This is a genomic window from Paenibacillus terrae, assembly GCF_000943545.1.
Lineage (GTDB): Bacteria > Bacillota > Bacilli > Paenibacillales > Paenibacillaceae > Paenibacillus > Paenibacillus terrae_A.
The window spans coordinates 39,176-58,415 of record NZ_JTHP01000030.1; the positions used below are offsets into that span (position 1 = coordinate 39,176).

Sequence of the window (19,240 nt, forward strand, 5' to 3'; positions counted from 1 at the left end):
TTTTCAAAAAAAAGCATAGTGCTATGATTGATAAGGAGGTCCAACCCACATTCAGGATAGCGATGGTCATACTTGTCTGCACACCGCTGCATATCATGACGATCAACCGGAAATCATTCGTCTGTTAATGGAGCACGGCGCTGTTGTAAATGCCAAGGGAAGCGTCGGCGAAACCGCACTGTCTCTCGCTGTTCAGCAAGGCCACCAGAACGTTGCAGAATACCTTCGCCAGCATGGAGCAACCTCTTGAACGAGGATTCATGCAAAAAAACGGCCAGATCGCCAAGATAGCGAAATCAGGCCGTTTTCCATTGTTTAAGACCGAGCCTCCGTGAAAATTTGAAAAGTGACACCAAACTTGTCCGTTACATTCCCATAAGCAGGACTAAAATGGGTTTCTTGCAAAGCCATCCCCACCTGTCCTCCTTGCTGTAGAGCGTCAAACATTTTTCTGGATTGCTCGACACTGTCGGTTGTAATACAGATGCTCACCTGATTCCCGCTGCTAAACGGCGAGCCAGGAAAGGTGTCGGAAAACATAAGCTCCGTCTCACCGACTTTGAGCGTAGCATGTCCCACACGTGCCTTGACCTCTGCTGGAATCGGAAATTCCGGATTTTCAGGCATTTCACCGAAGGTTTGGATAAAAAGCAGTTGGGCATCCAATGCCTTTTCATAAAATTGAATCGCGTCCTTCGCATTTCCATCCATCGTAATATAGGGGATCAAACGCTTTGACATTTTCAACACAACTCCTTCATTTTAAAGTTATCCCGTCATTTCTCCTGTATTATATGCAAAAAGTGTTAAGAAAAACAGAGTTGTTTGTTATCTTTCTTCTACCGAAATGCCAAGTTGCTGCTCCAGTTCCTTCATCATTCCTCCTTCTTAAATTTTTCAAGCTTCGCCTGCTCAATCACCTGCCGAATGAAGGGCCCTTTGGTATATCATTTCCAAAATCGTTTTTTCCATAATTATGGTACATTTTTGGGATGCTGCTACCGATATATTCTATAGAACCCAACACTGCAAACGTTCTCTTCTACTTTGAGGGTCATATAAAAACTTCGAATAACAAGGAGATTACAATTCATGAAAAAGAAAGTCGGCATTACTGCTTCTGTCTTACTGCTCGCTCTATCCGGTTCTTTATCCGTATCTGCTCATCCGGGCAGAACAGACTCCAGTGGCGGCCATACCTGCTGGACCAACTGCTCGAAATGGGGCCTTTCCTACGGGGAATATCACTATCATAACGGGGGTTCTTCCTCCAGCAGTTCTTCCTCTTCCAGTAGCTCTGCATCCAAGAAAACCACGAAATCAAAGCAAAAATCAAAACAGCAGCAAAGTACACAACAGAGCCAAAAACCCGCTTATACTACATCCAATCTGAAAGTACTCGTGAATGGAACGCCTATTTCTTTTACAGCCAAGCCCATTGTCTACCAAAATACAAATCTTGTTCCCTTGCGCGATATAGCAGAAAGCTTGAAGGCTGAGGTCGTGTGGGATCACGGCACTGGAACCATAGGAGTTACCAAAGCCGACCACAAAGTCACGTTAACCCTGGGAAGCCAAACCGTATTTTACAACGGACAAGCGGAACAAATCGCTTTGGCCCCCAAGACGATCAACGACACCACTTATGTACCTGTACAGGTATTCGCCAAAGGATTGGGTGCGCAATTAGTCTATGATGAAAACACAAATACGCTAAGAATCTCTCTATAAGCCGGTCGAATATGCCAAAAAGCCTTTTGATCGCACTTGGCGCAATCAAAAGGCTTTTTTTTGTTCAACTGGATCAGCTTAACCTACTCAATTGCGGCTTCTCAATCACAATCAGACAGGTGCTATCCGGCAGGGGAACAGGCTGACCCAGCTCATCGGTAAATTCAATACGCCCGGCAAGCGCTTCTGCATATCCCTCCTGCAAATAGTGACGGCTCTCCCGGATTATAGCCTCCGATCCAAGCGTGCGGCGAATACACTCTTCATACTGTGAAGGGGTAAAATACCCAAACTGCTCCTGCACTTCATGCACATAGGCTTCCGTCCCCCACGTGTAGGTGTATAGAAATTCCATCGCATCGTTCACAGGCAAAATAGCCTCATGCTCACTCACACGCTCCACTTCAATGTGGCGACCTGCAAAATCTTTGGCATATCGCAACAGCCATTCCATTCCGTCCGGCTCCAGGAACCGGATTCGTCTGCGCTGTTCTCCCGGTTCAGTCATAATGCCGTCACGGATAATGATACGTCCGCCTGGTGCCAGCACATGATAGGCGCTTTGCAAAGCAGCCTCCACCGTATGCAGATTGAATCGGGCTCCATCCCGTTCAATGTAAGAATACAGCTCATGGAGAATGGAAGAAAAAATGACCGTGTCCATGCTCCCCGGCTCTATAAATTCCTCCAGTTGGAGGGCATCTCCTTTAATAACATCCCAACGGTGGCCCTCCAATTGCTTTTTACGTTTGAGCGCCTCAATAACGTTCACAGAAATATCGAGTCCCAACGGCTTCGCGTCCGGTATCTCCTGTTCAATCAGGTCCAGCAGCACACCCCCGCCCGGTCCGATATCCAGTACACGAGTTCCCGTCACGTAATCCAGAATGACCTTTTTGTAATCCACAGTTTGATTCATATCCGTAAGATATGTTTCCTCATTGTGAAAACGATCATAAGCATCACGGCGCAAACCGAACAGGTCAAACAGTAGTAATATAGCTTTGTCATACAAAGGCGTTTTTTCCGCCTCGATGCAAAAGTCGATCAGCTTCTCAGCCGCAGATGAAAAATGAAAATTGAAAAATACGGTACTCGGCAGTTCCTCTTTATGCTCCACGATCACATTCAAATGAGGATTATGCTTCCGTTTTCCTTTCAAGATATCCTGCCAGGATAGCGCATGTAAATACTTTTCGATCATCCGTTTTTTATAAACGTTAATTTTCTTGATGCCGCGATAGTCATAATGCATGGTGTTCATGAGAGATTCAAAGCTGATATGTCGCACCGTTGCAGGCAATTCCTGTCCCGTACCATCCCGTAACGCAAGTAAAAATACCTTCACCAACTCCTGCAACGAAAAATCCTGTAAAGCCGACTCCACATACCAAAGCGTTCGATTCTCCAACGGAGCCAGCGCCTTATCTACATTCAACTCGCGCTCCAGCTCGGCGTAAGCCTGCTCAAAGGGCTCCCCTTCATGAATAGAAACCGATCGTAATCTCTCCAGTCGTTCCTTTACACTCCAGGCCACAGGCGCGTTATCCCATGCGATCCAGCCAATCAGTTGCTCCACTTCACTCCTTACCTGCTCCCATAATTCAGGGTCTACCCCAGCGATAATGCACTCGTTCAGCACCCGCAAGGCAAGCTCCAGTTCCTCGTGGCTTAACCAGCCCTTACGGGTCATTTCCAGCAGCGCCCGATTTTCCGCAAAAGGAATTTCACCCCGTATATACTGTCCGATTAATCCATGGGTCTCAATCAGAATCCGAGTCATAGTGTTGCGGGGGAACACCGGTTTCTCCGCTTGAGCCTGTCTGACGTACAACTGGGCGGAACCGATATTATGCACAAATAAATTGATGCCCTCCTGCTGCCAGCGCAGCCGTTCGCGAACTGTGCCTCCTTTGGCCGTCTCAGACCATACCAGCACGTCTTCCAGCAGCTCCTTAATCCAGAAAGACAATGGAAGCCCGTCCAAAATAAGCAACGTACGCTCCACATAATCCAGTACGGGATTAGCATCCTTTAACTCCCCTATAGAGTGGATGCGTTCCAGATTCACAATACGCTCCTCAGCCGAAACGAGCAGTTTCAGCCAAGTCGGCGTATCCCAGGCCAGATCATTTTCTTTCCGATAATTAGCAATGGCTTTTAATGATTGCAGCATTTTTCTCACCTCGTGTGATTCGGATTCGGTATGCACATGAGACCTTGGAAAAAAACTTTAGGATAAAAAATTCTTGTATAAACTACACTTTACCATACATTTGCAGCTTCCATACCGTGGAAAATATTAAACATTTTTATCAAATCAAATGCTTGACATACCTGTCTTCTACAAAACAAATGACCGTAACTCCAACATAAGGAATTGCGGCCAGCCTGCTTACTTCCATATACAGTTTAAAAAAATCACCCTTGCTTTCCCGAAATAAAAAAGATATCCCCCGGCCTAATGCTCAGGGGATGTCTTATTCCTCTTGTTATGCGTAGTGAAATTATACTTACTACCCTATTTAGAAAGCTACAGTATTGCTGTGCAACCCATGAACCATCTACAACATTCGTATCGCTTATTTACCAGCAGGAACTCCATCCGGTACAGGAATGCCAAAATCAGGCGTCCCGTCCTCATGCCAGTTCAACGGCTGAACACGTGTATGGCGATTCGGGTCATACAACGGGTCACCCGTAATCTCCTTGTAATTCCGTGCATGATACACGATGACGTCATTACCGTCAGCCCCAACCGTAAAGCTGTTATGACCGGGTCCAAATTGGCCCGTTTCCTCATTCGTGCAGAATACCGGCTCAGGCGATTTCGCCCATGATTTCGGGTCGAGCAAGTCTGCATTCTCGTCCGCTGTCAGCAGCCCCATGCAATAATTATAGTCTGTGGCGCTGGCTGAATAGCTGATAAAGATTCGTCCGTTTCGTTTCAGAACTGCCGCTCCTTCATTCACCTTAAAACCGATGACTTCCCAATCATATTCAGGGGTAGAGATCATCACCTGCTCACCGCGCAGCGTCCACGGATTGCTCATTTCAGAAATGTACAGATTGGAATTGCCGACGATATCCGGATCCTTCTGGGCCCATACATAATACAGAACTCCATTATGCTGGAAGGTTGTGGCATCCAGCGCGAATGTTTCCCATCGGGTCTTGATCTGCCCCTTTTCCACCCATTCTCCTTCCAGAGGGTTAGCTGAATCATTTTCCAGCACGAACATCCGGTGGTCGAACAGACCTTCCTTCGTTTCTGTGGTGCGAGCCGCTGCAAAATAAATGTACCATTTACCATCAATAAAATGAATTTCCGGTGCCCAAATGTTGGCGCTTAATGGGCCTGTTTCATATTTGTGCCACACGGCAACAGGCTCTGCTGTATTCAAGCCCTGAATGGTATGTGCCCGCCGAACCTCAATGCGGTCATACTCTGGTACAGATCCGGTAAAGTAATAGTATCCGTCACTATGCTTGTAAATCCAAGGGTCTGCCCGTTGCTCAATGACCGGATTAATAAAAGGTACAGGTTGATTCATGGTTCTTCTCTCCTCTATGTGTAGTATGTAAGTTCATACAATTAATCGCCGATACGCTTACCCCAAATGGAAACTCCCTTGTCGTCCATACCTGTAAAAATTAAAGTTTGGCGACCCAGCTCCCAGTCCCATGAAGGAAGCAATAGCAGTTGTTCCTTGGCCCTTTCGGATGTATCGCTCCAATCCAGTGTTAAAGTACGCTTGCCGTCAAAGCTCCACTGGCCTTCAAGCGTTCCGCTGGTTGCCCGACCTCCATCTTCCAGACGAAGCGGTTCAGCTTCCACTTGACCGTCCACTTCCTGCTTCATCACGATGCGTTCCCAACTGCCGGGTAATAATCTTTTAGGTATATCCTGCTCCTGCTCGCCCGCATACCGTTCCGGCGATACGACAGGCCAGCCCTCATCGGTCCATAATATTTTGCGTACATGCAGATACGGCCATTGCTTATCCGTTTCTCCCCTAGCGTGATGCACAATATAATAATCCTTTCCGTCCTTCAGAACGGAATTGTGACCTGGCGCAACCCAGCCTTCTCCTTCGCTGAACCGATAACCACCCAATACCTTGTTCCCGATCTCATATTGGGGCAAGTAGCTGGTATCTGCCATATCATGTCCATTGATATCCACATACGGCCCTGTGATCGAATCCGAGCGGGCAACGCGTACATTATAGTCCTCGAACAAAGAATCATATGAGACAAACAAGTAATATTTGCGGAATGCGGGATTGTACACAATGTACGGCCCTTCCACAGCACCGTCCTCTGTTGCCCGATCTCTGGCGGCAATATTTTTGCCGTAGCCAGACTCCTTCAGCTTTCCAGTCTGGGGATCAAGTGGCGTAATATAAATGCCTCCAAAAAACGAGCCGTATACCATCCACGGATTCCCCTCCGCATCCAGCACCGGATTGGCATCAATCGCATTCAGCTTGTCATGCTCCTTCGTTTTAACGACCAGCCCTTCATCCTTCCACGGGCCTTCCGGCGAGCTGGATGTCTGCAATCCGATTGCTGACCGTGTGCTACCGAAGGTGGAAGCTGAATAATACATCCGATAGGCATCGCCCATTTTAATAACGTCCGGTGCCCACAGATTGGTTGCTGATGACCATGCCCCCGCTTCCTTTGGAATGCCGGGCAGTGCATACTGCACCCAGTTCCAGTGAATCAGGTCAGTCGATTTACGTACCATGACCCCCGGCCTCAGCTCTCCGCCTGCCTTTACATCCGTGGAATATACATAATAGCCCTGATCTGTTTTGATAATCGCAGGATCATGCGCATTGTTAATCGTCCAGCGCTGCTCATCATTTATTGTACTCTGATCATACAAGTGATCGGGAGGCGGAGCCTGCGGATATATAGGGTCCGGGGTATTATCCCCACAGCCGGATAGGCCCAGCATAAGCAGCATTACCATAACTGTTATTCTCCTCCTTCCTTTACCCATTACATATTGTGATTGCCTTGCATCATTCATCCGTGCCCTCCAGTGGCTACACTTAACCTTTGACACCGGAAATAGCAACCGACTCAATAATCTGTTTCTGGAAGATCAGGAATATAATCAGCACAGGTAACAAAGCGACTATGGAAGCTGCCATAATGAGCGGATAATCCGTCTGAATGGCATAGGTCGCATTAAAGTTCGCTATGACCAACTGCAACGTCTGTGTTTCCGGTGAATTCAAGTAAATAATCGGTGCCAAATAATCGTTCCAAATTCCCATGAACCATAAAATAAGCTGTGCTGCTACTGCCGGCTTAATAAGCGGGAATGTAATGGACGAATACAGTCGGAAATAAGAGCTTCCGTCAATTTTAGCTGCTTCGATAATGGCATCCGGTACACTGAGCAAATACTGCCGCAGGAAAAAGATCATAACCACATTCCCGAACAAACCTGGAACGATCAGAGGCAAGAGTGTATCTACCCAACCGAGCTTGGAAAACATCATAAACTGTGGAATCATAACCGTTGGGTATGGAATCATCATCGATGCGATGAGTAAAAGAAACAGTTTATTTTTATGAGGGAATCTCAGCTTTGCAAATGCAAAAGCAGCCACACTGGATGTAAAGGTACCCACAACGGTAACACTTACAGCCACAATCACGCTGTTCTTGATCCCGCTTAACAAAGGTCCCGCTTCCCAAATTTCCTTGTACTTGCTAAACTGGAACACCTCTGGTATCCATACCGGTGGAAGAGCAAAGACATCCTGCTTTTCTTTCACCGAAGTGGACAGCATCCACAGCAGCGGCGCGATCATCGCAATCGCTCCAATCGCCAGTGCAATAAAAATAATGATATTGGTAACTTTCGTTCTTTGACTATGGGACATAATCAGACTCACTCCTTTCCGCGAAAATCAATCCCCATCAAAGGACGATTTTTCATTCATTTTGAATTGAATCAAAGTTACGATAAAAATGAAGATGCCAAGAATCATAGCCATCGCGGAGGCATATCCCATTTGCAGGTTTTTAAATGCCTTATCCCAAATATAGAAGACGATTGAGGCGGATGAGTATTCCGGCCCCCCTGTAGGAGTCATAATGTTCATTTCAGTAAAGATTTGTGAACCGCCAATGATATTGGTTACGACCAGGAAAAAGGTCACTGGTTTCACCATTGGCCATGTAATGTTGCGGAACATTTGGAATCCGCTAGCTCCATCCAGCTCTGCTGCTTCATAGTAAGAGCGAGATACACTTTGCAGGGCTGCCAAATACAGTAACATCGTGTAGCCAAGACCCTTCCAGACCGTCATAAGGATCAAGGCAGGCTTAACCGTATCCTTATCCATCAGCCAATTGGGACCTTTAATACCGAACAATTCGAGGAATTGGTTCACCAGACCGTAGTCTCCGTTGTATGCCCAGTTCCACATAATAGAAACAGCAGCCAAAGAAGAAATAACCGGAATATAGTAGATCACACGAAACGTTGTCGTGCCCGGAATCTTGCGATTCAACCCCAATGCCAGCAGCAAAGCTAACAAAAGACCGATTGGAATACCCAGCATTAAGAAAAGAGTATTGTACATCGATTTGTAAAAGAGTTCATCGGTAAATAAATCTTTAAAATTATCGAGACCAATAAAGTTCATTTGTCCCAATCCGTCCCAGTCTGTAAAAGAGCCGTATAACGAATAGACAAACGGGAACAACGTAAAGATTAGCAAACCGAGAATAGGAGGAAGGATAAATAAATATCCATATATTTTCTCTTTGCGATAGAGATTAGATTTGGTTATCACAGGGCTCACCTCTGTTTCTAATTTGGAATGAAGATGATGCCAGCAGCATGATATCAGCCACTAACATCATCCTCTATCCGTTATTTACGTACTATTTCTGTGATTTTTTCTCTTGCTCCACCGCTTTATCCAGCAGTTTCTGCATCTTCGGTTGCTCCTGCTTCACATAATCCGCTGCCGTAATTTTCCCGTCCAGCACAGGCTGAATATCGGTGAAGAAAATATCGTACCATTCTGCGTTATACGTGTAGTTGCCTGGTAATGAGCGTCCATAGTCATTCACAATATCAATGAATTCCTGTTTATTGTTAGGCTTGGTTTTCGTATCTTTGGACCACTCGTCCGCCATATCTAACAGATTCGGAATTTGTACCTTGGCATCTACGAGCTGCTTCATTCCTTCTTTGGAAGTTGTCAGATAGTTGACCAGTTCTACAGCTTCATCCGGGTACTTTGTTTTAGAGGAAACACCAATACCCAGAGAACCAATCCATGTTGCCGATTTGCCAGTCGATCCTGCCGGGAATGGCAACAGATCATATTCAAATGGCAGTTTTTCAAATGTACTCATATCCCAAGGACCTACCGGGAAGAATGCCATTTCGCCCTTCATCCAGCGTTGATAGGTGTCCAGTGTTTGTGATTGTTCAATACCAGGCGTAATCTTATATTTGTTTTGCATATCAGCAAAGTATTGAAGCGCTTCCGCAAATTTAGGATCATCAATCGTTACTTTCGTTTTGCTCTCATCCAGCCAATCCGCACCATTGCTCCATACGAAGGCTTGCAATGCCCACTGAACGTTAAAACCTGTACCATACTGATCCGGTTTGCCATCACCATTCGTATCTTTTGTCAGCTCTTGGCTGACCTTGATAAACTCATCCCATGTATACGGTTTGTCTTTATCAGGTAACGGAACGCCTGCTTTTTCAAACATGGTTTTGTTATAACCCAAGGCGAATGGACCCAAGTCCTTTGGCATACCGTAAATATTTCCTTGGCCAGCCATTTTACCGTCATATCGATACAAATCCACACCGTATTTCCAAATGTTATCCAGCTTTATATCCTTGTTCTTCTCAATGTAAGGGGTGAGGTCCTTCAGTACCCCACTATTTACATAAGCCTTCACATCTCCAGGGTTAAAATAAAAGACATCTGGAAGATTATTCCCTGTGATCGCAGCTCTAAGCTTTGTAGCATATTGATCTGCTGCCGTCACGACCATTTTAACCTTCACGCCAGGATGTTCCTGTTCAAATTTCTTAATGACTTCCTTATAAGCCTTCTGCTCATCCGTACCACCACGGAACATGAACGTCAGCTCCTTGCTTCCATCACTACTGGAGCTTCCTCCACTACAGCCAGCCAGTGCAGCAACCATCATCAACAGCACAACCATTGTCATTGCAAAACCTTTTTTCTTTATCAACGCGACCCCTCCTAAAATTGAAATGAAACCGCATACATATAGTGTTAAAATAAACTCATACCACTTGGGCTGTATTCACCTGTGCGGTACATCATCTGTTGTACACTCAGCCTGTGATCATCATCCCTCTCATGCGCCATATAATTAACATTTTACTTTATCAATAATGTATTCGTTTACAAACAAAATATAGCACGGCATTCTACGGTTCGTCAATGCATTTTTAAATCTTTTTAAATAAATATAAAGTATAGAATTAAATAGCATGAAAAACGAAATAAAATCGTATTTAAGTTATTTTATTGAAAAATTTAGAGTAAATAAACTTAAATACGATTTTATTTAAGTAAAAAAACGATTCTGAGTTTCGTTTCACTCCCCTTTTTATTTTTGTAAAAATAATTTACAGCAAAGCGGTTTACTTCTTTCTGATTTTATTTTAACATAAATCAAAACAAATATATAAGCGCTTACATTACATTTTTTATAGATAAGGAAGGTCTATAGCTATGATTTATATTAAGGACTTAATGTCAGGGCTAGACATTTTCAAAGCGCTCGGCTCGGAAATCCGCATTCAAATTTTGGAATTGCTCGCCGCCCATCAAGGACAAAGTATGAATGACATCGCTAACAGGCTTGATTTGAGCAACGGTACGATTACGATGCATATTCGTAAGCTGGAGGAATGTGGCCTTGTCGAGATCAATACAGTAAGCGGCAAGCATGGTACCCGAAAAATGTGCTATCTGAACAAGGAAAAACTGATGGTGGACTTGCGTAGCAGAGAGCAGAAAAATGTGTACGAGGTTGAAATTCGCATCGGTCATTATAGTAACTACCAGGCAGTACCTACCTGTGGCTTGGTGACCAGAGACAGCATTATTGGTGATTTTGATGATCCCCGCTATTTTGCAGATCCCGGGCGGCTGGACTCGGAAATGATCTGGATGGCAGATGGTTTTCTGGAATATCGGATTCCTAACTATCTGAAAGAGAATCAATCCTTTACCGAAATTCAATTTTCCGCAGAACTGGGCTCAGAAGCACCGGGTTATTGTGAGGTATATCCTTCCGACATTTGTTTTCATGTCAACGGCATCCCTATTGGTCACTGGACTAGCGCCGGAGATTTTGGAGAAGTACCGGGGGTTCTGAATCCCGATTGGTGGCCACCGCATTTGAATCAATATGGCATGCTCAAATTAATTCGCATCAATCAACATGGAAGCTTTATTGACGGATGCCGTATATCAGAAGTCACAATAGACGATATTGGGCTTAACTATAAAAGCGATATTACACTACGCTTATCCGTATCCGATCAGTCAGAGAACAAAGGGGGTCTCACCATTTTCGGCAAAAGATTCGGCAATTTCAGTCAGGATCTGCTGGTGCGTGTGCTTTATGAAGAACACGGGGAGGCCAACGTTAGCTGATGACTTCCCATATGTAAAAAGGCCGAAGCCCGTATTCGTGGAATACGTCTCCTCGGCCTAAGCGTGCTTCTCCTCACTTAAAGAGATATAGATCAACAGATAAAAAATGACCGCGATTCCAAACACCAGCCAGCTAAAAGACAACAAATGAACCCTTGCTCCGGCATGCACCACCCATTTCCAAACATTCATCACGATCACCATGGGTTGCAACGCCACATCCCAGCTATTCCAGCGAGCAAATCTGCCGATATATACACCTACACTGGACAGCCACAGGAATATAAAAACGATAACCCACGCAAGCCAGCTGGAACAAACCTCTTGCAGCATACGGTGGATCGTAAATATACAAATGGAAGTAAGAAAAAGACCAATCCCTGCTGCCGAAAAAGGCGTAAATAAGATCAACCAAAATTGAATATCCAGCCAAAAACGCGAGTCAGGATTCACTTCATAAAAACGGAATGCATGCAGTAATTCAGTCAGCAAATAGAGTGCATTCGGCAGAAAAAACAGCCATACGACTCCGGCAATTAATAAAAGAAGCCTTCTCACTCTTATGTTTCCCAGTCTGGATAAGGCGATCATTCCTAGAGAAATCAAGACCGGAACCCATGCCAGAAATATATCCCAGTACAAAAATTGATACATTTTCGTCCCACTTGTGGACTGCACATACATAATAAGTCCATAACATCCCAACGAAGCTACAAGCAGTACACTCAATAAGCCGGGCAGCTTATATCTCTTCCCTTTAAACAGCAAACTCTCGTCCTTCCCCCTGTATGAATATACGTATATACGTCATGCTGCCATATTTGTTTATAGAAATGCTCTCTCCGTTTATTACACAGTTCGTATGTCCCCGGATACGTGATTTTCCACATTCAAGGCATCAAAAGTAACATCACAACCTTCTCCGACCGGAGATTGTGCAACGACCCCGACCTTTAGCTCGTTTGGAACATCCATGCCAAAATATCTCGCCAACTTCCATTGCTGCCCGTCTGATGAATAATGAAAGGCAAAGCAATTTCCGGCTCTTGCCACTCGCAAATACGGATTGGAAACGTCCATCGTCCCAGATATACAATCATCGGACGTATCCCGTGTGACCACACTAAGGATAGAGGGGGTGCTTTCAAAGTATTCAAAGCACAGCTTGGCCCAATGGGTATCATCCGCCATAATCATCAAGCATCCTGAATCATAAGGCTGCTTCATATCGACACGAACCCTCGTCCATATTGTAAAATCACCTTGAAGCGTTGTATGCAAAAAGGGTGCGGACGATTTTATCGCCGCGCCGGACGGATCTCTAAAGAAATCCGCCTGTGAAGGTGCAGATACTTTTAAAGCCTTGGAATCATCGAATCTCCATACAGTCGGTTCGTTGGTCCAGCCCCATCCTGTAGGCAAAACCTTGCCGTTAAAGCGTTCAAATACGTTCATATGGACACCATCCTTCTCTAGCCAATATTGTCAAATATCATGGTGAAATCGGGGGCCCAATCCCCCTTGATACCACTATATACGTTATTTTCCAATCGTCAATGATGATGCTCCTGTCTTTAAAATTTATAAAAAAAGACTTGCCATCCTGAAATGTTGTGCTTATAATTACACCTAACTTGATACGGCAACAAATTTCAATGACGAGAACGAGTAAGCTATACAGCGGATTTGCAGAGAGTTGGGGCAGGTGAAAGCCAACATTCCGAGGGTAGCCGAACGCCATCTCCGAGAAGCGGGCTGAACTTGAAGTAAGCTCTGCCGCCTTTCCAGCGTTAACCGGAACACGTATTGATGGATACGTGAACAGAGTGTCATTTCTTATGGAATGAAACTAGGGTGGTAACACGGGTATAAGCTCGTCCCTTTACAGGGGCGGGTTTTTTTTGTTTTTCAAAAAGGAGGAAATCAATATGACGAACGTATCGACCACAGTATCTATAAGCGATTTTTTAACTCCAGCTGTACGGGAAATGCCGCCTTCAGGCATCCGTAAGTTTTTTGAATATAGTACGGGCAGAAAAGATATCGTTTCGCTTGGTGTTGGTGAACCGGACTTTGTGACCCCTCAACATGTCAGAAAGGCTTGTATTCTAGCACTGGAAAATGGCAAGACCTCGTACACACCGAATGCTGGTCTTCCCGAGCTGCGTGAGGAGATTGCCGGGTATCTGGAGAGCAACTTTAACACGTCCTACAATCCGGCAAATGAAATCATGGTAACGATCGGCAGCAGTGAAGCGCTGGATTTGGCGCTCCGTGCCCTGATTACGGAACACGATGAAATTCTCATTCCGGCTCCCTGCTATATTTCGTATTCACCGATCACGTTTCTGAATGGAGGGCATACCGTAACGGTTGAAACCTCTGCTGATCAGCAGTTCAAGCTGACGGCTGAAGCGCTCAAAGCCAAGCTGACTCCACGATCCAAAGTGCTTATTCTCTGTTATCCGAACAATCCGACAGGTGGAGTGATGACTTATGAGGACTGGCTACCGATTGCCCGCCTGGTGGAGGAGCATAATCTAGTCGTGATCTCCGATGAAATTTATGGTGAGCTGACCTATGGACAGAAGCATGTAAGCTTCGCCGCTTTGCCGGGCATGAAAGAACGAACCCTGCTCATCAGCGGCTTTTCCAAAGCCTTTGCGATGACGGGTTGGAGAGTCGGCTATGTATGCGGCCCGCAGGAGCTGATTTCAGCCATGCTGAAAATCCATCAATATACGGTCATGTGTGCTCCTATTATCGGGCAAATTGCCGCTATTGAGTCCCTGCGCCACGGGCTGGAGGAAAAAGACCGCATGATGGAATCGTACAATCTGCGCAGAAAATGGTTTGTTGAAAGCTTGCGTCAGACAGGACTGCCGTGCCATGAACCGAACGGTGCCTTCTACGCTTTTCCATCCATTACACACACGGGCTTAAGCTCAGAGCAGTTTGCCAAGCGGTTACTGGAAGAAGAGGGTGTCATTACCGTACCCGGCTCCGCATTCGGACCGGGCGGCGAGGGCTTTATCCGCTGCTCGTACGCATCGTCGCAGGAACAACTGGAAATCGCCTTGGAGCGTATCAGTGTATTCTTGAAACGTCTGTAATCAGCCCTCCATATAATCCAATAAGCGACTTCCAATAAACAATATATAGATCGAAATGGTTAGTTCGTCTATATATTGCACTTTGGAGCGACTGGAATCGAATTTTTCAAAATCCTGACATGAATACAAGCCAATCTCGCGGGATTTTATTTATCAGTAAGGACCTATTCGAAATAAAGGAGCGACATGACATCATGAACATTCAAATCAATCCACTGGCTGAACAGCGGCTTACACAAATTCTCGGTGATCAACCGGGCTATATCAAGCTTTTTTACGACACAGAGGGCTGCGGCTGTGATGGTATTACGGTACTAAAGATCGTCAGCGCACCGGACAACGGCGATATAGAAGTACAGGCGGGCAGCTTGCCTTTTCTCGTTAGCGGTCAGCAGGCGATTTATTTTGAGGAATCCATGCGCCTTGATGCAGACGAGAAGTTCCCTTCCTATAAACTATCCAGCGATTCTACCTTCTATAGTAACAATGTAAAAAACCGGGATGTCCGGCCGTCCTAATCTTTAGGATGGTCCGGCATCCAGAACGTTTTGCACAAAATCGGTTTTAGCGTCCGTGTACGCTTCACGATCATGCTGATTTTCCATCGCCAGCTTCCTTTTTAATGCATCATATTGCTGAACCAGCTCAGGCCGTTCACGAAGATGGTTTCGAAACAACAGTTGTTGATCCCAATGCTCCTCATGTTCCAGCATGAGATGCAGATGTCCCTTTCTTTGATCCTGTTCCACTTTAACCAAAAATCTTCTCCATTCCCGACCGTCCAGCTCAGGCGGAACATAGCTCCAGCCTGCTGGTTGCAAGGCAGATACAATCTGTTCCAACCTATCCCAGGATTCCAATTTTGCCATAATGTCTATGATGGGCTTGGCGGAAAGATTGGGAATTGCCGTGCTTCCTATGTGCTCCATTTCCGTCACCTTAAACGGCAGTAGCAGCTCCCGCAACTCGTGAATAACCTGCAAGCCCTGCTCTGACCAGTCAGGATCAGGATTCACTATTTTCACAGGCTCCGTAGCCCACACCGGCCAATGTTCCTGATTTTGCTCCTCATGCATTCACTTATCCCCCTTATACCCACTCGTGCATTCTCTCATTCAACCGTATCTTTTTTAATATCCTTTACTTCATCTTGAAGCTTGCGGCTGTATAACTGAGCATTATCCGCATCAAAACAAACAAAAATAATTTCATCCAAAGTAGTATGCTTCTGTACAAAACGTCATAATATCGGCCTTACAACGGGTGATGTCTCCTTGCACCACGCGTAATAATACATTTAACAGTTGAATTTGCGTGTTCATCATCCTTGTCACCCGTATTCATTGACTACATCAAGCTATAGATTCATCTTATAGTCTACACAAGCGATTTCCAGTATATCGTATAAAATTATCTTAAATAACAGCCATTATTAATATCAAAGGTCGCTCCCGTATAATGCCTGGATCTTTCCGATAGCAGAAAAAGGACAGTATAAGCAACATCTTCTGCATTTAAAGGCTCTGGAATTAGCTGGTGACTTGTATATTCTTCCTTTCTCCATTCAGGAATATGATCCATCATTGGAGTACTTACCATCGTTGGTGCCACAGCATTAACCCTTACATAAGGTGAAAAATTCATGGCACAGCTTTTAGTAAAGCCCAAGATTGCAGCTTTTGATAATCCATAGATCGCATCCGAGCTTCCTTCCATTCCAGAAACAGAAGACATATTTACGATAATCCCCTGATGCTTCTTCTCAATCATGAGCTTTCCAAAAAATTGCGAGAAATACACACATCCCTTAATATATTCAAAATGAAATAGTCACTTCAATAACATAAGTGTAGTCGCAACCGCATGATCCACAAAAGAACGCTCCGGACGTGACTTCATCATTACGGTAATCCCGATTAACAACGAGATCATCGTATGAGCCAAAGCTCGCGCGTCCGTAGTCGCCTCAAGCTCCCCTGACCGTATACCACGCTCGATGGTTTCTTGGAATACAGTAGAAAGATACATCTGATGTTCCCTCGTCAAAATTTCAAACTTCTCATCATGTGGGGCCAATTCTACCATTGTATTGATGCAAAAGCACCCCCGGTTAGGGCCTTCATCATATTCTTCTGCCACTACCCCTTCAAAAAAATTGCAAATTGCTTCTTTGACAGAAGCACTACTTAGCAGTCTGGACCGTACATTAGCAGCGTGGGATTGTGTATATTTGCGCAGCGCGGCTTCGAATAATTGCTTTTTATCCCCAAAGGCAGCATAAATACTGGGGCGCTGAATTCCCATTTTGGAGGTTAAATCGCTTAAAGACGTAGCCTCGAACCCTTTTTCCCAAAAAAGCTGCATCGCTGCATCCAATGCCTTTTCCTCATCAAATTCCCGTGGTCGAACCATAAATAACCCCTTCTTTTCGTATCGTTCAGTATATTAAGATTGTATGATTATCAGAAGCGACTGTCAAATATGTACATGATAAACTCTTGACATCTCGTATGGACGCAAGTTATATTAACCTGAAATCATTACGTACCAATCGGTATATTATACTTATCGGTATGTAACTCACAGAAAGTGATGTGGTATGTGCAAATGAAGACGTCAGAAAAAAAAGCGGTACTCCTGCCCCATCAGACTGTAGCCAACGCTGCCGAAACAGCCCCCGTTCATTCCATGTCCCGATCTGTGGCACTCCTATTTGCCATCGTCTGTGGGCTGGTTGTCGCCAACATTTATTACGCGCAACCATTGCTGGACGCGCTGGCACACGAGTTTGGCATCACACATTCATCGGTTGGCATCGTCATTACAGTCACGCAGATTTGTTATGCATTGGGACTGTTTCTGCTCGTCCCGCTTGGCGATCTTTTGAATCGGCGGCGGCTGATTACCGGACAAATGCTCCTATCCGTGCTGGCGTTAGTCGCAGTTAGCCTGGCTCCCACGCGTACAATCCTGCTCATGGGCATGGCAGCGGTTGGACTGCTGGCTGTCGTCACACAGACACTTGTCGCGTTCGCCTCAACCTTGGCCGCCCCGGCTGAACGCGGACGTATCGTAGGTCTGGTGACCAGCGGTGTCGTTATCGGTATTCTGCTGGCACGAACCGTGGCCGGTGTATTGACCGATCTCGCGGGTTGGCGTTCGGTGTACCTTGTTTCTGCCGCATTGACGCTATTCATGGCTGTAGCGCTGTTTCGGGTGCTGCCACAGAATGAACCCAAAGGAGCAACGCTATCCTATCCGCAGCTGCTTCGTTCGGTTTTCACACTGTTCGTGCAAGAACGGATTCTGCGTGTTCGGGCCGTGCTGGCTTTGCTCATTTTTACTGCGTTCAGCATATTGTGGACTTCGCTAGTATTGCCTCTCAGTGCCCCGCCGCTATCTCTTTCACATACTGCTATCGGGGCCTTTGGTCTGGCCGGAGTCGCCGGAGCATTAGCGGCTGCGCGGGCAGGACGTCTTGCCGATCAAGGCTCAGGACAGCGGACGACGGGTATTGCACTGGCTCTGCTGCTGCTATCCTGGTTGCCTATCGGCTATGCCGAGCACTCGCTGTTCGCTTTGGTCCTTGGCGTTATCCTTCTGGATTTGGCGGTACAGGCTGTGCATGTGACGAATCAGAGCATGATTTTCACTGTGCGTCCTGAAGCGCGTAGCCGACTTACCGCAGGCTATATGATATTTTATTCCATCGGCAGCGCCACTGGAGCCATCGCCTCGACTCATATGTACACATATGCCGGCTGGAATGGGGTATGTCTGTTGGGTGCTGGCGTCAGCACCTTGGCACTTATTTTTTGGGCCGTAACCTGCCGTTCAACTTGAATGAAGGGTCGACTACTATGATTTAAACAGCAAAAAAAACCGTCCGCACCACAGCAATGGTCGGACGGCTCTCTGTTTTTACTACCTAATCATCACTTGATCGCAATGTAAATTAGCACAGGCTCATCAGGACTGCCATACACTTCAAAATCACCTGTGTACGTCCGCTCTGCTTGTCCCGTGGCAGCCCAGTTCCAAATCGCTTGCCATACCCGAAAAACCGAGGAAGGTTCGGATGTAGCTTGAAAAACAGCGTAACGTGCAGCCGGAATCACGAGTTGTTCAAGACCGTCAGAAGCTTCACCATCCACAGCCGCTTCTTTTCCGATAAAAAAGGTATAATCGCCAAAAACCCCATTTTCATAATTGGTATAGCAACCATAGACAGAACGGTGTTCTTCATGCCCGCTTATCCGTCCAGGCACATCCTCACTCCAGAAGCGTTCCCACATGCCTGGAATGATCGCCTGGGATGTTTGCTCATTCCGGTTGCTTGTACGTGCTGCCAGTCCGATCAGGCGAATCTCCCCCCGACTTTCCTCCCGGATCGGTTTAAAATCTTCTTCACGTTCCGTACTCTCCTGTGAACGCCAGCGTTTTAAATTCGGCAGATAACTACGCATCATCGCGACAGCCTCTTCCTTCTGCATCCCTTGCTCTGCGAGAATAGGCGCGCACTGCTGAATCATCTCCTCCATCGTCAGCTGAGGCTGCACAAACGCACCTTCCTTATAACAATACTTACAATATTCATCAGTTTTGGCCTGTTGTGCGTCCGTTCCGTATTGTTCCTCATGCTCCAGCGGCATCCCGCAACTTTGACAAGCTTTATCCATTTTGTAAATCCCCTTTCGT

Annotated in this window: 18 protein-coding genes, 1 pseudogene and 1 other annotated feature; of the genes and pseudogenes, 6 read left to right on the top strand and 13 right to left on the bottom strand. The window is 45.9% G+C overall.

Annotation, left to right across the window (positions count from 1 at the left end):
• Positions 1–76 precede the first annotated feature (76 nt).
• Positions 77–250: an ankyrin repeat domain-containing protein gene (locus QD47_RS30800; protein ID WP_235332276.1), complete on the top strand. Its 174-nt coding sequence runs from the start codon at positions 77–79 to the stop codon at positions 248–250.
• A 65-nt stretch (positions 251–315) separates the two neighbouring features.
• Here the strand turns inward: QD47_RS30800 and QD47_RS15395 are convergent, their stop codons facing one another.
• Entirely contained in the window at positions 316–741 is a 426-nt protein-coding gene (locus QD47_RS15395) for a VOC family protein (RefSeq protein ID WP_044646971.1), read from the bottom strand.
• A 351-nt stretch (positions 742–1,092) separates the two neighbouring features.
• On the opposite strand from QD47_RS15395, the gene QD47_RS15405 reads away from it, so the two are divergent.
• Positions 1,093–1,731: a copper amine oxidase N-terminal domain-containing protein gene (locus tag QD47_RS15405; RefSeq protein WP_044646973.1), complete on the top strand. Its 639-nt coding sequence runs from the start codon at positions 1,093–1,095 to the stop codon at positions 1,729–1,731.
• Positions 1,732–1,804: 73 nt separating this feature from the next.
• On the opposite strand, the gene QD47_RS15410 is transcribed toward QD47_RS15405, so the two are convergent.
• From QD47_RS15410 to QD47_RS15435, 6 genes are all read right to left on the bottom strand, one after another.
• Positions 1,805–3,907 carry a class I SAM-dependent methyltransferase gene (locus tag QD47_RS15410; protein ID WP_044646974.1) on the bottom strand — a complete coding sequence of 701 codons (2,103 nt, stop codon included), beginning with the start codon at positions 3,905–3,907 and terminating at the stop codon, positions 1,805–1,807.
• 406 nt (positions 3,908–4,313) lie between these two features.
• Positions 4,314–5,285: a glycoside hydrolase family 43 protein gene (locus QD47_RS15415; protein WP_044646975.1), complete on the bottom strand. Its 972-nt coding sequence runs from the start codon at positions 5,283–5,285 to the stop codon at positions 4,314–4,316.
• 41 nt (positions 5,286–5,326) lie between these two features.
• Entirely contained in the window at positions 5,327–6,712 is a 1,386-nt protein-coding gene (locus tag QD47_RS15420) for an arabinan endo-1,5-alpha-L-arabinosidase (protein ID WP_044646976.1), read from the bottom strand.
• 82 nt (positions 6,713–6,794) lie between these two features.
• Positions 6,795–7,637, bottom strand: coding sequence for a carbohydrate ABC transporter permease (locus QD47_RS15425; protein WP_044646977.1), 843 nt, complete (start codon positions 7,635–7,637; stop codon positions 6,795–6,797).
• Positions 7,638–7,664: 27 nt separating this feature from the next.
• Positions 7,665–8,555, bottom strand: coding sequence for a carbohydrate ABC transporter permease (locus tag QD47_RS15430; RefSeq protein WP_044646978.1), 891 nt, complete (start codon positions 8,553–8,555; stop codon positions 7,665–7,667).
• A 91-nt stretch (positions 8,556–8,646) separates the two neighbouring features.
• Complete coding sequence (locus QD47_RS15435; protein WP_044646979.1) at positions 8,647–9,990, bottom strand: ABC transporter substrate-binding protein; 1,344 nt, start codon at positions 9,988–9,990, stop codon at positions 8,647–8,649.
• A 509-nt stretch (positions 9,991–10,499) separates the two neighbouring features.
• Between QD47_RS15435 and QD47_RS15440 the strand changes: the two genes are divergently transcribed.
• Positions 10,500–11,429: an ArsR/SmtB family transcription factor gene (locus QD47_RS15440; RefSeq protein WP_044646980.1), complete on the top strand. Its 930-nt coding sequence runs from the start codon at positions 10,500–10,502 to the stop codon at positions 11,427–11,429.
• Between the two features lie 57 nt (positions 11,430–11,486).
• Here the strand turns inward: QD47_RS15440 and QD47_RS15445 are convergent, their stop codons facing one another.
• Positions 11,487–12,197, bottom strand: a complete 711-nt coding sequence (locus tag QD47_RS15445) for a DUF1361 domain-containing protein (RefSeq protein WP_044646981.1) — start codon at positions 12,195–12,197, stop codon at positions 11,487–11,489.
• An 81-nt stretch (positions 12,198–12,278) separates the two neighbouring features.
• A complete protein-coding gene (locus QD47_RS15450) occupies positions 12,279–12,884 on the bottom strand; it encodes a DUF1349 domain-containing protein (protein ID WP_044646982.1) in 606 nt (201 codons plus the stop codon).
• 191 nt (positions 12,885–13,075) lie between these two features.
• Positions 13,076–13,314 (top strand) — a binding site (T-box leader).
• 43 nt (positions 13,315–13,357) lie between these two features.
• Here QD47_RS15450 and QD47_RS15455 point away from each other — a divergent pair.
• Together QD47_RS15455 and QD47_RS15460 are read left to right on the top strand one after the other, a co-directional pair.
• Positions 13,358–14,542 carry an aminotransferase class I/II-fold pyridoxal phosphate-dependent enzyme gene (locus tag QD47_RS15455; RefSeq protein ID WP_044646983.1) on the top strand — a complete coding sequence of 395 codons (1,185 nt, stop codon included), beginning with the start codon at positions 13,358–13,360 and terminating at the stop codon, positions 14,540–14,542.
• A gap of 194 nt (positions 14,543–14,736) precedes the next feature.
• Positions 14,737–15,060 (top strand): iron-sulfur cluster biosynthesis family protein, encoded by a 324-nt coding sequence (locus QD47_RS15460; RefSeq protein WP_044646984.1) that lies wholly within the window; start codon positions 14,737–14,739, stop codon positions 15,058–15,060.
• A 3-nt stretch (positions 15,061–15,063) separates the two neighbouring features.
• Here QD47_RS15460 and QD47_RS15465 read toward each other — a convergent pair whose 3' ends face one another.
• The 3 genes and pseudogenes from QD47_RS15465 to QD47_RS15475 all read right to left on the bottom strand — a co-directional run bounded on the left by QD47_RS15465 (position 15,064) and on the right by QD47_RS15475 (position 16,954).
• Positions 15,064–15,618, bottom strand: a complete 555-nt coding sequence (locus tag QD47_RS15465) for a GrpB family protein (protein ID WP_044646985.1) — start codon at positions 15,616–15,618, stop codon at positions 15,064–15,066.
• A gap of 334 nt (positions 15,619–15,952) precedes the next feature.
• Positions 15,953–16,354, bottom strand: a pseudogene (locus QD47_RS15470) (SDR family NAD(P)-dependent oxidoreductase); the annotation flags it as partial.
• An 18-nt stretch (positions 16,355–16,372) separates the two neighbouring features.
• Complete coding sequence (locus tag QD47_RS15475) at positions 16,373–16,954, bottom strand: TetR/AcrR family transcriptional regulator (protein ID WP_044646986.1); 582 nt, start codon at positions 16,952–16,954, stop codon at positions 16,373–16,375.
• 195 nt (positions 16,955–17,149) lie between these two features.
• On the opposite strand from QD47_RS15475, the gene QD47_RS15480 reads away from it, so the two are divergent.
• The gene (locus QD47_RS15480; protein WP_044646987.1) at positions 17,150–18,385 is read left to right on the top strand and encodes an MFS transporter; all 1,236 of its coding nucleotides are present in this window, start codon (positions 17,150–17,152) and stop codon (positions 18,383–18,385) included.
• Positions 18,386–18,477: 92 nt separating this feature from the next.
• On the opposite strand, the gene QD47_RS15485 is transcribed toward QD47_RS15480, so the two are convergent.
• A complete protein-coding gene (locus QD47_RS15485; protein ID WP_044646988.1) occupies positions 18,478–19,221 on the bottom strand; it encodes a zinc ribbon domain-containing protein in 744 nt (247 codons plus the stop codon).
• Between the last annotated feature and the right edge of the window lie 19 nt (positions 19,222–19,240).

Bases quoted from the DNA above. Each gene is read 5' to 3' on its own strand.
- QD47_RS15415 (WP_044646975.1), bottom strand. From the start codon at position 5,285: ATGAATCAACCTGTACCTTTTATTAATCCGGTCATTGAGCAACGGGCA.
- QD47_RS15480 (WP_044646987.1), top strand. From the start codon at position 17,150: ATGAAGACGTCAGAAAAAAAAGCGGTACTCCTGCCCCATCAGACTGTA.
- QD47_RS15460 (WP_044646984.1), top strand. From the start codon at position 14,737: ATGAACATTCAAATCAATCCACTGGCTGAACAGCGGCTTACACAAATT.
- QD47_RS15440 (WP_044646980.1), top strand. From the start codon at position 10,500: ATGATTTATATTAAGGACTTAATGTCAGGGCTAGACATTTTCAAAGCG.
- QD47_RS15420 (WP_044646976.1), bottom strand. From the start codon at position 6,712: ATGGTAATGCTGCTTATGCTGGGCCTATCCGGCTGTGGGGATAATACC.
- QD47_RS15485 (WP_044646988.1), bottom strand. From the start codon at position 19,221: ATGGATAAAGCTTGTCAAAGTTGCGGGATGCCGCTGGAGCATGAGGAA.
- QD47_RS15395 (WP_044646971.1), bottom strand. From the start codon at position 741: ATGTCAAAGCGTTTGATCCCCTATATTACGATGGATGGAAATGCGAAG.
- QD47_RS15425 (WP_044646977.1), bottom strand. From the start codon at position 7,637: ATGTCCCATAGTCAAAGAACGAAAGTTACCAATATCATTATTTTTATT.
- QD47_RS15455 (WP_044646983.1), top strand. From the start codon at position 13,358: ATGACGAACGTATCGACCACAGTATCTATAAGCGATTTTTTAACTCCA.
- QD47_RS15475 (WP_044646986.1), bottom strand. From the start codon at position 16,954: ATGGTTCGACCACGGGAATTTGATGAGGAAAAGGCATTGGATGCAGCG.
- QD47_RS15405 (WP_044646973.1), top strand. From the start codon at position 1,093: ATGAAAAAGAAAGTCGGCATTACTGCTTCTGTCTTACTGCTCGCTCTA.
- QD47_RS15450 (WP_044646982.1), bottom strand. From the start codon at position 12,884: ATGAACGTATTTGAACGCTTTAACGGCAAGGTTTTGCCTACAGGATGG.
- QD47_RS15465 (WP_044646985.1), bottom strand. From the start codon at position 15,618: ATGCATGAGGAGCAAAATCAGGAACATTGGCCGGTGTGGGCTACGGAG.
- QD47_RS15410 (WP_044646974.1), bottom strand. From the start codon at position 3,907: ATGCTGCAATCATTAAAAGCCATTGCTAATTATCGGAAAGAAAATGAT.